The organism is Lysinibacillus sp. FSL P2-0066 (genome assembly GCF_037969495.1).
Lineage (GTDB): Bacteria > Bacillota > Bacilli > Bacillales_A > Planococcaceae > Lysinibacillus > Lysinibacillus boronitolerans.
On the sequence record NZ_CP150202.1, the window covers coordinates 1,246,213 to 1,261,559 of the forward strand.

Annotated in this window: 21 protein-coding genes; 14 read left to right on the forward strand and 7 right to left on the reverse strand. The window is 38.8% G+C overall.

Going from position 1 to position 15,347, the window contains the following annotated elements:
- Positions 1-103: 103 nt before the first annotated feature.
- Together MKZ14_RS05920 and MKZ14_RS05925 are read right to left on the reverse strand one after the other, a co-directional pair.
- The gene (locus MKZ14_RS05920) at positions 104-742 is read right to left on the reverse strand and encodes a PspA/IM30 family protein (protein WP_337976128.1); all 639 of its coding nucleotides are present in this window, start codon (positions 740-742) and stop codon (positions 104-106) included.
- A gap of 15 nt (positions 743-757) precedes the next feature.
- On the reverse strand, positions 758-1,114 hold the full coding sequence (locus MKZ14_RS05925; protein WP_339280657.1) for an ABC transporter permease: 357 nt from the start codon (positions 1,112-1,114) through the stop codon (positions 758-760).
- A gap of 338 nt (positions 1,115-1,452) precedes the next feature.
- On the opposite strand from MKZ14_RS05925, the gene sirA reads away from it, so the two are divergent.
- The 3 genes from sirA to MKZ14_RS05940 all read left to right on the forward strand — a co-directional run bounded on the left by sirA (position 1,453) and on the right by MKZ14_RS05940 (position 2,810).
- A complete protein-coding gene (sirA, locus tag MKZ14_RS05930; RefSeq protein WP_004232148.1) occupies positions 1,453-1,878 on the forward strand; it encodes a sporulation inhibitor of replication protein SirA in 426 nt (141 codons plus the stop codon).
- Positions 1,879-1,977: 99 nt separating this feature from the next.
- The gene (locus MKZ14_RS05935; protein ID WP_004232154.1) at positions 1,978-2,196 is read left to right on the forward strand and encodes a YneF family protein; all 219 of its coding nucleotides are present in this window, start codon (positions 1,978-1,980) and stop codon (positions 2,194-2,196) included.
- Between the two features lie 110 nt (positions 2,197-2,306).
- Complete coding sequence (locus tag MKZ14_RS05940; protein WP_339280658.1) at positions 2,307-2,810, forward strand: S-ribosylhomocysteine lyase; 504 nt, start codon at positions 2,307-2,309, stop codon at positions 2,808-2,810.
- A gap of 58 nt (positions 2,811-2,868) precedes the next feature.
- Here the strand turns inward: MKZ14_RS05940 and MKZ14_RS05945 are convergent, their stop codons facing one another.
- The 3 genes from MKZ14_RS05945 to MKZ14_RS05955 form a co-directional block, all read right to left on the reverse strand.
- Positions 2,869-3,732: an IS3 family transposase gene (locus MKZ14_RS05945; protein WP_053996766.1), complete on the reverse strand. Its 864-nt coding sequence runs from the start codon at positions 3,730-3,732 to the stop codon at positions 2,869-2,871.
- 8 nt (positions 3,733-3,740) lie between these two features.
- The gene (locus MKZ14_RS05950; RefSeq protein WP_016995084.1) at positions 3,741-4,061 is read right to left on the reverse strand and encodes a helix-turn-helix domain-containing protein; all 321 of its coding nucleotides are present in this window, start codon (positions 4,059-4,061) and stop codon (positions 3,741-3,743) included.
- Positions 4,062-4,176: 115 nt separating this feature from the next.
- Complete coding sequence (locus tag MKZ14_RS05955; RefSeq protein ID WP_036080551.1) at positions 4,177-5,148, reverse strand: alpha/beta hydrolase; 972 nt, start codon at positions 5,146-5,148, stop codon at positions 4,177-4,179.
- Between the two features lie 207 nt (positions 5,149-5,355).
- Between MKZ14_RS05955 and MKZ14_RS05960 the strand changes: the two genes are divergently transcribed.
- From MKZ14_RS05960 to MKZ14_RS05970, 3 genes are all read left to right on the forward strand, one after another.
- Entirely contained in the window at positions 5,356-6,540 is a 1,185-nt protein-coding gene (locus MKZ14_RS05960; RefSeq protein WP_333005562.1) for an acetyl-CoA C-acetyltransferase, read from the forward strand.
- A 23-nt stretch (positions 6,541-6,563) separates the two neighbouring features.
- Positions 6,564-6,830, forward strand: coding sequence for a YqkE family protein (locus tag MKZ14_RS05965; protein WP_036080173.1), 267 nt, complete (start codon positions 6,564-6,566; stop codon positions 6,828-6,830).
- Positions 6,831-7,008: 178 nt separating this feature from the next.
- Complete coding sequence (locus tag MKZ14_RS05970; protein WP_333005560.1) at positions 7,009-7,515, forward strand: GNAT family N-acetyltransferase; 507 nt, start codon at positions 7,009-7,011, stop codon at positions 7,513-7,515.
- 16 nt (positions 7,516-7,531) lie between these two features.
- Here the strand turns inward: MKZ14_RS05970 and MKZ14_RS05975 are convergent, their stop codons facing one another.
- A complete protein-coding gene (locus tag MKZ14_RS05975; RefSeq protein WP_333005558.1) occupies positions 7,532-8,011 on the reverse strand; it encodes a VanZ family protein in 480 nt (159 codons plus the stop codon).
- On the reverse strand, positions 8,008-8,907 hold the full coding sequence (locus MKZ14_RS05980) for an aldo/keto reductase (protein ID WP_333005556.1): 900 nt from the start codon (positions 8,905-8,907) through the stop codon (positions 8,008-8,010). The genes MKZ14_RS05975 and MKZ14_RS05980 overlap by 4 nt, the downstream gene beginning before the upstream one ends.
- A 76-nt stretch (positions 8,908-8,983) precedes the next feature.
- On the opposite strand from MKZ14_RS05980, the gene MKZ14_RS05985 reads away from it, so the two are divergent.
- From MKZ14_RS05985 to spoIIAB, 8 genes are all read left to right on the forward strand, one after another.
- Entirely contained in the window at positions 8,984-9,541 is a 558-nt protein-coding gene (locus MKZ14_RS05985; protein ID WP_333005553.1) for an NUDIX hydrolase, read from the forward strand.
- A 53-nt stretch (positions 9,542-9,594) separates the two neighbouring features.
- Positions 9,595-10,107, forward strand: coding sequence for a hypothetical protein (locus tag MKZ14_RS05990; protein WP_036080164.1), 513 nt, complete (start codon positions 9,595-9,597; stop codon positions 10,105-10,107).
- Between the two features lie 122 nt (positions 10,108-10,229).
- Positions 10,230-10,694, forward strand: a complete 465-nt coding sequence (locus tag MKZ14_RS05995) for a Fur family transcriptional regulator (RefSeq protein WP_008174639.1) — start codon at positions 10,230-10,232, stop codon at positions 10,692-10,694.
- 175 nt (positions 10,695-10,869) lie between these two features.
- Complete coding sequence (gene xerD / locus MKZ14_RS06000) at positions 10,870-11,772, forward strand: site-specific tyrosine recombinase XerD (RefSeq protein WP_016992979.1); 903 nt, start codon at positions 10,870-10,872, stop codon at positions 11,770-11,772.
- A 97-nt stretch (positions 11,773-11,869) separates the two neighbouring features.
- On the forward strand, positions 11,870-13,051 hold the full coding sequence (gene deoB, locus MKZ14_RS06005) for a phosphopentomutase (protein WP_016992981.1): 1,182 nt from the start codon (positions 11,870-11,872) through the stop codon (positions 13,049-13,051).
- Between the two features lie 13 nt (positions 13,052-13,064).
- Entirely contained in the window at positions 13,065-14,315 is a 1,251-nt protein-coding gene (locus MKZ14_RS06010; protein ID WP_036080159.1) for a thymidine phosphorylase, read from the forward strand.
- A gap of 238 nt (positions 14,316-14,553) precedes the next feature.
- Positions 14,554-14,907, forward strand: a complete 354-nt coding sequence (gene spoIIAA / locus MKZ14_RS06015; protein WP_004232181.1) for an anti-sigma F factor antagonist — start codon at positions 14,554-14,556, stop codon at positions 14,905-14,907.
- The gene (gene spoIIAB, locus MKZ14_RS06020; RefSeq protein WP_016992986.1) at positions 14,900-15,340 is read left to right on the forward strand and encodes an anti-sigma F factor; all 441 of its coding nucleotides are present in this window, start codon (positions 14,900-14,902) and stop codon (positions 15,338-15,340) included. Before spoIIAA ends, spoIIAB begins: the two co-directional genes overlap by 8 nt.
- The last annotated feature ends 7 nt before the right edge of the window (positions 15,341-15,347 follow it).

Here is a 15,347-nt window from a genome sequence, read left to right on the forward strand (position 1 = left end):
CCTTCCTTCTACTAATAGTATAAGAGAGGGAATGGGACCCTCTATTCTTAAACGTGAAAGAATGCGCCCTTTAATGTTGGCGCATTGCTTTCATTATACCATGTTATTTATTTTCAATTAGCAGTGGTGAGCTTTCTTCTACTGCTTTTTTTTCTAATTCTGCCAGTCTTGCCTCAAAAGTTGTAAGCTCATGGTCTTTATCGATTTGATAAGCTAATTTATCGATATATGTTTCTAAATCTTCAAAGTTTGTTTTATTATTTTTGGCGATCATTCCATCCATTTGATGATGGGCGCGAGTTACATTTTCTTTCCCCATCAGCTGTAATTGACGTACTTTCATATCTTTAATTTTATGCTTCATTGTTTCAAATTTACGCTCGAGCTCGAAGTATTCACGAGTACTTGCTTCAATGCTCGCTTGTAATGTAAGGTTACGAGCTGAATAAGCTGTTACTTCATCCGTAGCGAAATCAATTAAGTCCTGCTCTCCGCTAGATTTTGCTAATGCTAATTGAGATTCACGTTTCGCTAGTAAATCAGCGTTTTCTTTATATTCTTGCTCTAGCTTTTCTTTTAATTGCCCTTGTCGCTCTAATAATTTGCCTGTTTGTTCCGTTTGCTTTTCTGCTTCACGAATGTATTGATTTAACATCGCAATCGGATTTTTTTGTTCCTTCTTATCAAATAATTGGTGTAAGTCTGCCTCTACAGTATATCTAAAACGTTGAAATAAGTTCATTTAAAATCGCTCCTTTTATTTTGTTAAATTTGACCATTCTTTTTCAAAGTTTGTAAATGGATCTTCTTCTTTTTTCCCTTCAATTGTTGGGATTTTTACATCTTCGCCATTCCATTTTTTATAGATAACATAGATAATGGCGATCGCAGCAAGACCAACCATTGCTGGAATGTTAGACACTGCTGATAGGACACCGATTAGACCAACTGTAAACCAGAAGATTTTACCGAATGTTGACTTACTAGCAATGTAGAAGTGCATGCCCAGTGCTACAAATAGTCCAGAGAATAATAACCCTGCCAGTGGTCCAATTAACGCTAGTGCAACACATGCAGAAATGACGCCTCCAGTTAATAAAAGAAATTTTTTCATTTGTTTTAGCTCCTTTCGTTTGTACCTTTATGTTACCTATTTACAAGATTGTCTAAAACGGACTCGAAATTGATTTTGAACTAGGTCTTGAGGCTGAGATCCATCTAAGCAGCCAAAATAGAAGGTTTTTGGCCGTGTTTAATAAGACATTTTCTTGTTTTTGGAAAAATGTTAATTATTTTTGGTTGGAAATACCATTTGTCATAAAGTCATTTATAGACCCGAAACTAGAATTTTTTCGACAAAAATAGAAGAGAGATCCCTCCCTCGTTTGACAAATAAACAAGATTGAATGAGCTATACTTATGAAAAAGAAACTGAGCGAAGGAGGATTTCTGGTGAGAACCTATTCTATATATAAGATAAAAGAAGAGCATTTAACGTTTATTTTTGGCAGAGAGCGTAAGTTGTTAGAGATGATGCAAGGTTGTGAAGATGCCAATGAGAAATCCTTAAAAGAGCTTGCATATATATGTGAATCCGTTCGTTTTGAGGAGATTGCAGCCATGTTAGAGCATCAACTTGATTCCAAATATGCACACCTAGAAAGAGCTCGTAATGCTTTGTTTTTAGAACATCCGATCAAAGGTAAAATGGCTATTTATTTAGTAGATCGTAAAATTTGTGTTTATTGCGAAGGTTCGCGAATGCTAGATTTAGATTTATTTCAAATGCTTGCTAAAATGAGTGAACGTTTTATAGCTTTTAATAAACAGGATAATGAGTGTGGGTGGTTAAAGCCGATGAAGTATACAATGCACTAGGAAAATTCACTACAATATATAGTAACACGCTATTATTTGGTGTATAATGGAGCGTGGAGAGTTTTTTCTCGGTATATTGTAGTGGAGGAGGTTGGTTGTATGCCTACATGGGGCTGGATTATTATCGTAATTATCGCATTAGCAGCGGGCGCAGCACTTGGTTTCTATTTCGCTCGTCAAGCTATGATGAAATATTTGAAAGAAAACCCACCTATTAATGAGCAAATGATTCGTATGATGATGGCGCAAATGGGTCGTACGCCGTCTGAAAAGCAAGTACGTCAAATGATGGCGCAAATGAATAAATTCCAGAAGTAATTTGGAATGTTCCGAGCAACTAGTTCAAGCTTAACTAGTTGTTTTTTTATTTTTAATAGTATTTAAATAATTCTTAAAAATCATACAACTCTATCGGGAAACTATGTATAATGGAGTTACTATACGGAAGGGAGTTGTGTATATTGCAAAAAGAAAAAACAAATGTAGAAAGTTTTGATCTAGATCATACAAAAGTGAAGGCACCTTATGTTCGTTTAGCCGGTGTGAAAACGGGCAAAAATGGCGATGAAGTATATAAATACGATATTCGCTTTAAACAGCCAAATAAGGAGCATATGGAAATGCCTGCATTACATTCTTTAGAGCATTTATCTGCTGACATTATCCGTAATTACTCTGATCATATTGTTGATTTCAGTCCAATGGGTTGTCAAACAGGCTTCTATGTGTCCTTGATCAATCATAATGATTATGAGGATTTATTAGCTATTTTAGAGAACACATTTACAGATGTGACAAATGCAACCGCAGTGCCTGCCTGCAATGAAGTGCAATGTGGCTGGGCTGCTAGCCATAGTTTAGAAGGGGCCCAAGCATTAGCGAAAGAGTTTTTAGCGAAACGTGAGGAATGGCATATTATTTTTGAAGATTAAATAAAATAAAAACCTTGCGATGGACTTACCCCTGTCAAGTAGACAGCTTTAAAAAAGACTAAGCAGCCATCTGGTGTCGATATTCTATCGGTGCCAGGTGGTTGAGTCGTTTTTGGAAGCGTTGGAAGTTATAAAAGTAGATGTATTGCTCAACGGCTTGCCTCACTGCTTCTTCCGTATTATCGTGTAAAAGATACAAACACTCGCTTTTAAAGTGCGAGAAGAACGACTCGATACAAGCGTTATCATGGCAGTTTCCTTTGCGAGAATGACTGCCAATCATGCCAAGTTGACTTACGGTCTGATGATACTTAATCGATGTGTATTGGAAGCCCTGATCCGAATGGATGATGCTTCGGTACACCTTTCTTTTTGCCGTCAATTCCTGTAGTGTGTCCATGACTAATTCTAAATCGTTACGCTCACTAATTTTCCAGGCGACAATTTCGTTGTTATATAAATCTTGTACAGCTGATAGGTAGAGAAAACCATTTTTCGTCGGTAAATATGTAATATCTGTCACGAGCACCTCATTTTCTACACGCTCCTTAAAATTACGCGCCAGCACATTATCAAATACACGTGATAGTCGATTTCCCCATATACGATGCTTTTTACGGATAATCGATTGAATACCCAACTCACTCATTAATCGATAGACCTTCTTATGATTCACATGAAATCCTTTGTCTCGTAAAGCGATTTTCATACGAGGATAACCATACATTTTATGCGTTTGATGAATCGCTAAAATATGCTCCTTTAAAAGGATATCATCACGTTTACGTAACGATACCTTGCCATTTTTAAGCCATCTATAATAACCTGAACGTTCAACTTTCGCCATTTCAGTGAGCCATGTAATCGGATACCGATCTTTCATTTCTTCGATAATATGATAACGGTCTGGATAAGTGGGCATTCCTCCATTTACAGATTTGGATACTGCTTTTTTAAGTATTCTACCTGTGCCTTATAGTAATCACGTTCTTCTTCTACAGTTTTAAAGTGGGTACGTTTTCCTTTTAACGGATTCTTCACACCTTTCGCTCCAGAACCCGTAGATGGAAGGCGATTAAAGGCTTCAATTGATCCAACTTCTTTAAATTTTTTCACCCAGGCCTTCACTTGTGAAACATTGCGAATTTCATATCGATCCGCAATCTTTTGCATACTTTCATTGCTCGTTAAATAGGCTTGTACAATTTCTAACTTCAATTCATTTGAATACGTATTATTTTTTCGCGACATAGAGAAAATCCCCTTTAAGTAAAATGTTTATCTACAGCGTACTGTAGGTTTTTTAACATTGTCTACTTAAAGGGGATAATATCACGAGTCAAATGACGCAAGGTTTTTCATTGCCCTAAAAATGGAATGGAATGACATTCGAAGAAGAAGAATCCCGATTGATTTTTTGATAAATAAAATTGTCTAGAAAATCATGAATTAAATCCTCATATTCATCCATATTTTCATTAAAGGATTGTGCATGTGCCCCCGTATCAAAAAGTTTTAATTTTTTTGGACCGGTTTTTTTATTGTAGAGATCGAGTGACATGGAAGCTGGAATAAACGTATCAGGAATACTATGGATAAAGAGCACAGGTTTTTCAATATGTGTGACGGCTTCGGCAGGTGTTACACTTTTAAATGAGTAACCATCTCTGAGACGAACAAAAAAGTCAGCAAAACGAATAGGAATAATGGAGCCATATTTAAATTCAGTTTTTGCAATTTGTTTGAGCAACATAGAAAAGTCAGAGAACGCACAATCTGAGATATAAAAATCAGCGCCATCCTCGACTGTTCCTGCATAGAGGAGCATGGTTGCTGCACCCATCGATTCACCGTGAATGCCAAGTATAGCATCCTCTCCAATCATGGCTTTTACTGTTTTCACCACGGCATCAAGGTCGTTTTTCTCATAGTAGCCATAGCTTGTTGTCTTGCCTCCAGATTCACCATGGCGACGGTGGTCAAATATAACAGAATTATAGCCAAGTCTTTCAAAAAGGCGAGCATATTTCACGGAATTTATTTTATTTTCGGTAACACCGTGGCAAATGATGATCGTGTTATTTGTTTGCAATGGCTGAAACATAATGCCTCGAATTGTATAGCCATTTGGAGAATCAATATTCAGTTCACATTTCAAGTTTTTATTGTACCAAGCCTCATCAAAGCGCTTTGCGGTCGTTTCTCGTTCCCGTATAAATTCAGGGTCTTTTTGCTGGATATACATTAATTTATTGGAAAGCGCGAAGCCGAACAGACCTGTTGCAGCGGCGGCTAGCGTTGTTGTAATACCAGAGAATAAAAGCATCTTCTTTTTCATCATAAAACACCTCCACATGCTGTTTCTTATTTGTAATGTTCCCAACTAAGATTGTTTAAAACACGTCAACATTTTACAATATCTTTGGCAAAACTGCGATTATTTCTATTATCGAAAATCGTCATAATATTTGTTAAAATATACATATCTGCTAGTAGCATATGCATGCAGTGTTGATTCTTGAACGGGGAAAAGGGGAGAATGATTATGACAAACGAGGTAGTAATCGTGAGTGCGGTGCGTACTGCAATCGGCTCATTTCAGGGGACATTAAAAGAGGTACCAGCGACAACGTTAGGTAGCATTGTCATTAAAGAGGCATTAGTGCGTGCTGGCGTAGCAGGAGAACAGGTCGATGAGGTCATTATGGGGAATGTTTTATCGGCTGGACTTGGACAAAATCCAGCGCGTCAAGCGGCAATTAAAGCGGGGTTACCTCAAGAGGTATCAGCTTTAACAATTAATAAAGTATGTGGATCAGGTTTAAAGGCTGTTCATTTAGCAACACAGGCGATTTTAGCGGGAGATGCAGAGATTGTTGTTGCAGGTGGATTTGAAAATATGAGCCAGGCTCCATACGTATTAAAAAATGCTCGTGAAGGCTTCCGAATGGGCGACCAAAAGGTAGTAGATACAATGATTCATGATGGCCTATGGTGTGCTTTTAACGATTATCATATGGGCATTACAGCTGAAAATTTATGTGATATGTATCAAATTTCTCGAGAAGAGCAGGATGCTTTTGCAGCTCGTTCTCAGCAACGCGCAGAGGCAGCGATTGCAGCTGGCAAGTTTGAAAATGAAATCGTTGCTGTCGAGATTCCACAGCGTAAGGGAGAGCCACTTCTTTTCAATAAAGATGAATTTCCACGAGCAGGTGTGACAGCGGAATCCTTAGGTAAGCTACGACCAGCATTTAAAAAGGATGGCTCTGTCACAGCAGCGAACGCGTCTGGTATAAATGATGGTGCGGCAGCGGTAGTGGTGATGTCAAAGGAAAAAGCACAAGAGCTAGGCATTCAACCAATGGCGATCATTACAGCGAATGCTAGTGCTGGTGTAGATCCTGCAATTATGGGGACAGGTCCTGTAAAAGCAGTACAAAAAGCGCTGACAAAGGCTGATATTACTTTAAACGATATCGATTTAATTGAAGCAAATGAAGCATTTGCAGCACAATCAATTGCTGTAGATCGTGAATTAAGCTTTAATCATGATAAACTAAATGTTAACGGGGGTGCTATTGCTCTTGGTCACCCAATCGGTGCAAGTGGTGCTCGGATTTTGGTAACGCTATTACATGAGATGGAAAAGCGTGATGTGAAAACGGGCTTAGCCACACTATGTATCGGTGGTGGACAAGGCGTAGCAACAGTTGTGAAGCGCCCTTGATGTCAATAAGAAGGTGAATAGAAATGGGAAAGAAACGAAAACAGCAACAGCATACTGACAATAGCGTAACAGCTAGTCTACCTAAGCAAGAGGCCGTCACATTAGCAGATCAGCTAGGTGGCGATGTGCTAGCAAAATTAAAAGCAGCGAAGCAAGATTTAACTGCTAAAGAGCAGGCGGCAGAAGAAGAGCGTCAGGCAAAACTAGCTTTTGAACGTAAACAACGAGAAAAAAACAAATCGTTTGAAGAACTTTTAAACGAATACGGCGATAAAGGTACTAAATATTAAGAGAGAACAGTGAATTCACATAAGTGGGTTCACTGTTTTGTATTTTACAGCATAAAATTTATATGGCTGTGGTCGATATAGAGGGAGAGGTCTTTGAATTTAAACGAACGGGAGACGCTGCCAATAACATATACCTAATTGTAGTTTAGTATCGATTAAATTATGTTAGGAGAACAACATGGTAGAATTACAGACAGAAAGAATAAGATTAATTCCTTTAAACGCTAAGTATCTAAATTTACTAATAGAGCATGAGGAACAAATGGCGGAGGAGTTGCTCTTAAGAAAAGGTGAAGGGAGTTTAGATAACGAGCTTAAACAAGCATTGTATTTTAGACTTTCCAAAGTATTGGAAGATGAGCAAAACTATTTATGGCATACAAATTGGTTACTTGTATTAAAAGAAAAAAATTGTGCTATTGGTGGCATAATGCTAAAAGGAATACAAAGTGAGCAAGAGGAAGTTGTGATCGGGTATTATACTTTGCCTCCTTATATGGGGCAGGGCTATATGACAGAATCAATCATAGCTCTTAAAAACTGGTTACTTCATCAGCCAAATGTAAAATACGTTATTGCAGATACCGAAACAGATAATATGGCTTCCCATCGAGTTTTAGAAAAAGCAGGAGCTAACTTGTATAAAGTAACGAAGTCCCTCTATTTTTGGCGGTTTCAACTTTAAAATAAAAGACAAAAGGCTATAATTGTGCCTTTTGTCTTTTATTTTTGAGTATTTTTCTTACTGCAACAACGAGACTAACAAAAACAATGGCTCCAGCTGTATCGACAAGCACATCTTGAGCACTCATAGTACGACCTGGCGTAAAGCTTTGACGAAATTCATCAAGCACCGCGATTGTTGCCGTTCCACCGATAGCAATACTTGCTGCAAAACGTCTTTTTCCCCAGGCGAAGTAAAGGCCAAGTGCGATGCATCCAAATCCTATGAAGTGTGTCAATTTACGTAGCAAAAACTCTACAAATGGAAAATAACCTCGTTCTTCCACTGAAACGATGGTTCCCCAATAGGGAATTTTTAAAATAGAAAGTTGTTTTTCCAAAGGTTTATTGGCAAGCAAATCTTCTAATTCTGGTAGAATACTCTGTTGTTCATAGGTCATACTAGAGGAAATTACTAGTACAACTAGACAAATGATAAAAATTAGCCATTTTTTCATCGATGTTCTTGATAGTTCTCATTTTTTGTTAGCTCATTAGCTACCTTGAAATCTGTTATTGAATTAATTTTCTCGTAGGAAGCAAGCGTTTGTGCTAGTTGTCGTTGTGAGCTTGCGCCAATGACCGTAGAAGCGATTGTCGGCTCTTTCAGATTAAAAGCGATAGCCAAAGCATGCAAATCATCATAGTGTGAGGCTAAGTCTGTTAACGTTGTTGTTAACTCCTCAGCAGTATAGGTGTTAAAACCATTAACATGTTGTAGACGTTGTTGCCAGCTATTCGTTAATAAGCCCTTTGCCACTGTGCCGCGTGTTACAACAGATGCACCTTGATTCGCAATAAAATCAAACCATTCTTCAGGGCGGCGATCGAGAGCACTGTATTGCATCATGACGCTTTTAGCTGAGCTTGCAGGTAAAAATTGCTGCAATACATTAGGGCGAATTGAGGATATACCGTATTCACGAATGAGCCCTTCTTTTTTAAGCCCTTCAAATGTGTCAATTATCCCATCCCAATTATCTTCGAGTGTGCCACCGTGTAATTGGTATACATCAATATAGTCCGTTCCTAAACGTCGTAAGCTAGCATGGACAGCTTCTTTTATATAGGATGGTGATGCATCCCAATGCCAGCCATCTACCCCTTTTGCCCACCGATTACCTACCTTTGTTGCTAGGATGATATCATGACGACGCTTACCTAACGTTGCGCCAATAATCTCTTCATTTGCACCATAATCATATAAATCAGCTGTATCTATATAGTTAATGCCAGCATCTAATGCCATATCGACAATGGTAGCTGCTTGTGTTTTATCTGTCGAAAGAGACATGCCTCCTAAACTAATCTCTGAAATAAACAATTCACTTGTACCAAGCTGTCTTTTTTTCATACGAATGACCTCCTTCGATTTCTCTACTTGTAATGGTACAATGAACATATCTGAAGAACAAGCGAGGTTATCGTCAATGAAAAAGTTCGAGGAAAAAACAACGAAAACGACACCGGTCTATGACGGAAGAATAATAAAATTACAAATTGATGATGTCACTTTACCAAATGGACAGGTTGCAAAACGTGAAATAATTAAGCATCCAGGTGCCGTAGCAGTGATTGCTGTTACGGACGAGGGTAAACTAGTGTTAGTAGAACAATATCGCAAAGCGCTGGAGCGTTCTATTATTGAAATACCGGCTGGAAAGCTTGAGCCAGGTGAGGAGCCAGTAGTGACAGCACGCCGAGAATTAGAAGAAGAGACAGGCTATGGCGCGCATCAACTTACTTTTTTACAAACATTTGCAACATCACCAGGCTTTGCGGATGAAGTTATTCATTTGTTTGTGGCGAAGGGATTATATACAATAGATAATAAAGCAGATTTAGATGAGGATGAATTTGTCGAACTATTAGAAGTTTCGTTGGAAGAAGCACAAGTAATGGTGGCTGACCAACGTATATATGATGCTAAAACAGCATTTGCAGTACTATGGCTAGCTGCAAATTTAGAAAATAATCTTTTAGCATAATAGAGACGGACGAGCATAAGCTGTACAAACCTTGATAGAAAAGGAGCATGTTTATGTCTCGTACGGTGTCTATTTTTTATCACGCTTCCATCATTGCAGTAAGTTTTGTTTGTGGCGTTATTTTCTTTCATATTATTGGTGGACCGAAAGCGGAACCCTTTATATTATTTATAGAGCCTCGTTTAGCAGATGGGGACAGGCAATCCATTTTTCGTTTAGTACTGCCTGTTGCTATTTCCATAGGTCTTATATTATTACTAGCAACTCATAGCGTCTTAAAGGTGTTAGTGCGTGTGACTGTAGCCATGCGTGCCACTTTTTTTGGCTTTAGTTCGGTTTTTTTATTACAAAAACTTGAAGCTTTTTGGCTTTATACGATTTGGTGGTTTCCATTTCAGCTTATCTATTGTATATTGTTGCTAGTCCTATGCAATTTACTTGTACCTGCTTGGTCAAAGCGAAAAATCGGGAAACAAGTATCTGGTCGGACAATTTTGTTGAATTTTATCTCATTTTTCATCATAATAGTTGCTGAGTTTATTGTTATTTCTTATGTGTTAAAATGATGGATTGAATGGACCAAAATTGTGATCAGATAAAAAAGTAGAAGCATGTTAGAAATCTATTCACTATCTTGTAATAGGATTTACTCCTTTGGTATAATGGAAAGAGTTTAGGGGGGCGTCACATGGAGAGCCGAATTGATCGTATAAAAAAACAGTTGCATAGTGCTAGTTACAAGCTGACGCCGCAGCGAGAAGCAACAGTTGCTGTTTTGCTTGAGCACGAAGAGGATCACTTAAGTGCTGAAGATGTTTATCTTTTAGTAAAAGAAAAAGCACCTGAGATTGGTCTAGCGACTGTTTATAGAACGTTAGAATTATTAACTGAGCTCAAAATTGTCGACAAAATCAACTTTGGCGATGGCGTATCGCGCTATGATTTACGCCAAGAGGGAGCTGCCCATTTCCACCATCATCTTGTTTGTATCGAATGTGGTGCTGTTGATGAAATTCAAGAAGATTTGCTTGAAGATGTGGAAGCCGTTGTTGAAAAACGTTGGAACTTTATCATAAAAGATCACCGACTAACTTTCCACGGCATATGCTGGCGCTGTCATGATAAAAACGACGAATCGAATGAAGAAAATTAACAAAAAACTGTCTGTTTTAATCTTTGGTATAGATTGAATCGGACAGTTTTTTGTTTTTTTATTGGAGTATAGAACGCCATCATAGTTGGTGGTTTATGTCGAATGGAGGGGCTTTTAGCACATTTCTTAAGGCCATGCTAAAATAGAGAATAATTGACAGTAAGGGGGCGTTGTGATGAATGAATTTCAATATGCAGTAGAGGACTATATCCATTTTATTCAAGTGGAAAGGCAGTTATCTGTTAATACATTAGCATCCTATCGCCGAGATTTAGAAAGCTATGTGCATTTTTTAAAGGAAGTAGAAGGTATGTCTGATTTTAGTGTGGTGGAACGGACAACTATATTACGCCATTTAGAGCAATTGCGGGCACAGGGGAAGACAAGTCGTACCGTTGCCCGTCATATTTCATCTATTCGGAGTTTCCACCAATTTTTATTACGAGAAAAGCGGGCAGAAACCGATCCGACAGTCCATTTGGAAATGCCGACAATTGAGCAAAAGTTGCCTAATATCTTATCGATCGAAGAGATTGAAGCTTTACTAACAGCTCCGAATCGAAGTAAGCCACAAGGTATACGTGATCTTGCTATGCTAGAGTTATTATATGGATCTGGTATGCGCATCAGTGAACTTATTGCACTGGATTTAGCTGATATTCATTTAACTATGGGCTTTGTACGTGTATTTGGGAAGGGTGGCAAGGAGCGAATCATACCACTCGGCAAAAGCGCACTTTCGGCAATAAATGCCTATTTAAATGGTGCTCGGGGTCAATTACAGGGAAAGTACCCCAAAACAGATGCGTTTTTTATTAATCAAAGAGGGAAACGTTTAACAAGGCAGGGTTGTTGGAAATTAATGAAGGAGCATGCCTTAAAGGCAGGCATCCAACATGAATTAACACCACATACATTGCGTCATTCCTTTGCCACTCATTTGGTTGAAAATGGAGCTGATTTACGAGCGGTACAGGAGATGCTTGGTCATGCAGATATATCTACTACGCAGATTTATACACATATTAGCAAAACAAGATTATCTGAGGTTTATAAGCAATTCCATCCACGTGCTTAAAGTTAATAGGAAAAAATTATATTTCAGTCGGATGTCTGACCTTTATTTTTCGCATTTTTTTGGTAAAATAGAGTCATGAGATTAGGAGGCAACCATTATGAATAAACCATTTAACAAAATCCATGTTGTTGTCATGGATTCCGTAGGTATTGGTGAAGCGCCAGACGCTGCAAATTTTGGGGATGTTGGCGCACATACACTAGGACATATTGCTGAAAAAATGAATGGGCTTACAATGCCAGTAATGGAGTCATTTGGTTTAGCGAATATTGAACCATTGCATGGAATGCATGCAACTACTGACCCTAAAGCATACTACGGTAAAATGCAAGAAGCATCAGTTGGTAAAGATACGATGACAGGCCATTGGGAAATCATGGGACTAAATATTGATAAACCATTTAAAGTGTATCCAGATGGGTTTCCAGCGGAGCTAATTGATGAGCTAGAGAAACGTACAGGTCGTAAAGTGCTATGCAATCAACCAGCAAGTGGTACCCAAGTAATTGAAGACTTCGGGAAGGAGCATATGGAAACAGGTGCGATTATTGTCTATACATCAGCCGATCCTGTTTTACAAATTGCTGCTCATGAGGAAATCATCCCACTAGAAGAGCTATATAAAATTTGCGAAATTGCTCGTGAATTAACATTACAGCCTGAATATTTAGTAGGTCGCGTCATCGCTCGACCATTTGTGGGGACACCTGGAAACTTTACTCGTACATCCAATCGTCATGATTATGCGTTAAAGCCATTTGGTCGAACAACGATGAATGTTTTGAAGGATGCGGGATTAGATGTTATAGCTATTGGAAAAATCTCGGATATTTTCAACGGTGAAGGTGTGACAGATTCTGTACGTACAAAAAATAATAGAGATGGAATGGATCAATTTGCAGAAGTTGTACGTCGTGACTTCCACGGTCTGAGCTTCTTAAATTTAGTGGACTTTGACGCCAATTTCGGCCATCGTCGTGATCCACTAGGCTATGGACAGGCATTACAGGAATTTGATGCACGTCTACCAGAAATTCTAGAGGCAATGTCAGAGGACGATTTATTAATTATTACAGCAGATCATGGCAATGATCCAACCTTCCCAGGGACAGATCATACACGTGAATATGTACCACTAATTGTCTATTCACCACGTTTCAAAGGTGGGGCGGAACTTCCGCTACGTGAAACTTTTGCTGATATTGCAGCAACAGTTGCAGAAAACTTTCATGTAGAAGCACCGCCATTCGGTAAAAGTTTCTTACATGATTTGAAATAAGGGGGTTTTTTGTATGAATATGGTTCAATTGTTTGAAAAGAAAAAACAAGGATTAGAGCTTTCTCAAGCTGAAATTCAGTATTTTGTTGAAGGCTATACGACAGGCTCTATCCCAGATTATCAAGCAAGTTCTTTATTAATGGCGATACGTTTACTAGGCATGTCTGATGATGAGACATTTTATTTAACAAAGGCAATGATCGAATCAGGCGATGTCATTGATTTAACATCTATTGAAGGCTTTAAAATTGATAAACACTCAACTGGAGGGGTTGGTGACAAGGTTACACTTGTTGTTACGCCAATTATTGCTGCTCTCGGAATTCCTGTTGCGAAATTTAGTGGTAAAGGCTTAGGGATTACTGGGGGAACAATTGATAAACTTGAATCCATTCAGGGCTTTAAAACAGAGCTTTCATCCCAGGAATTCATTGATAATGTCAATCAGCATAAAATTGCAGTTGCTGGACAAACAGGTAATCTTGTACCCGCCGACAAAAAATTATATGCATTGCGTGATGTGACAGGTACTGTCGATTCTATTCCACTAATCGCCGCATCGATTATGAGTAAAAAAATTGCTAGTGGTGCCGATGGTATTGTACTGGATGTAAAATGTGGCTCTGGTGCGTTTATGAAGACGCAGGAAGAAGCACAGCGTTTAGCAGATACAATGACGGCCATTGGTGAAAAACTTGGCCGTAAAGTCATCGCACATATTAGTGATATGGATAATCCATTAGGGAAAATGATTGGTAATAAGCTTGAGGTAGTAGAGGCTTATGCCCTATTAAGTGGACGCTTGGAAGAAACGCATGAAGATTTGGTTGATGAATGTGTTGTCATCGCTTCCTTGATGTACCAAATTGCGGCTGGTGTGAATGAAGCGGAAGCGACAGCTGCTGTTAAGGGAGTGCTAGCAGATGGCTCTGCCGCTGCAAAATTCGAGGAGTTTATTGTGGCGCAAGGCGGAGTAGTCTCTGATATTGTTCAAAATGACACAGCTCATAAAGTAGCAGTGACAGCGGTTTCAGAAGGCACTGTGGAAACTATAAATGCTTTATTAGTTGGTGAAGCAAGTGTTAGTCTAGGCGCTGGACGTTTAACGAAAGAATCAAAGCTAGATTATGATGCAGGTATTCAGCTAATCGCCAAAAAAGGTGATCATGTCACTAATGGCGATACGATTGCTTATTTGTATTCAAATCAGCCGATTGACGAAGAGACAATTAATAAAATTCAGCAAGCTTATACAATTGCCTAAAGATTATTAGCGAGAGCCCTCACTTCAAGAGGGCTCTCGCTTTTTTGTGTTCCATCAATCACCAAAATTTAGAGAAATATGGCGTTTAGAAATTGTTGATTTATCCCATACTGCACTTAACCTAAAAAGCTATAAGTATGTCGATTAGACACTATTTCGGAAGACTTTGCACTAGTTCTGTCAGCCGCAAGGATTCACCCTAATGAATGTGGAATTGCACGAGGAGGAGGCGATGTTCATGCATTATCAATTAGAAATGGTCACAAGAGAGACAGTCGTTATACGTTTGTTTGGGGAGCTCGATCATCATGCAGTGGAACAAATTCGAGCGAAAATTTCTGCAGCAATTTTTCAAGGCACTGTGACGACCATCATTTGGAACTTGGAAGGACTATCTTTTATGGATAGTTCAGGAGTTGGTTTAGTGCTTGGTCGTATGCGTGAGCTAGAGGCAGTTGCTGGGCGAACTATATTATTGAATCCATCGCCAACAATGCGAAAAGTATTTCAATTTTCAGGGTTAGGACCGTGGATGATGGATGCAACAGAGGAACAAGCGATTGATCGCGTTAGGGGGATTGTAAATGGATAACGAAATGACATTAACTTTTTTGGCACTTAGTGAAAATGAAGCTTTAGCCCGTGTAGCTGTTACGGGCTTTATTGCACAATTAGACCCAACTATTGATGAGCTATCAGAATTTAAAACAGTTGTCTCAGAAGCGGTTTCCAATGCTATTATTCATGGCTATGAAGAAGATGGTAAGGGTATTGTGACAGTTCATGCTAAACGTGAGGATGATATTGTGACAGTATCTGTCATGGATAAAGGGATAGGAATTGAAGATGTTAGTCGAGCAATGGAGCCATTATTTACAACAAAAGGTATGATGGAGCGTTCAGGTATGGGCTTCACGATTATGGATAGCTTTTCAGATCAGCTAACAGTTATATCAAAATGGCAAGAAGGAACAACTGTAACATTCACGAAGAAATTCTACACAGTTCGCACAGCGGTAATGTGAGGTTAAG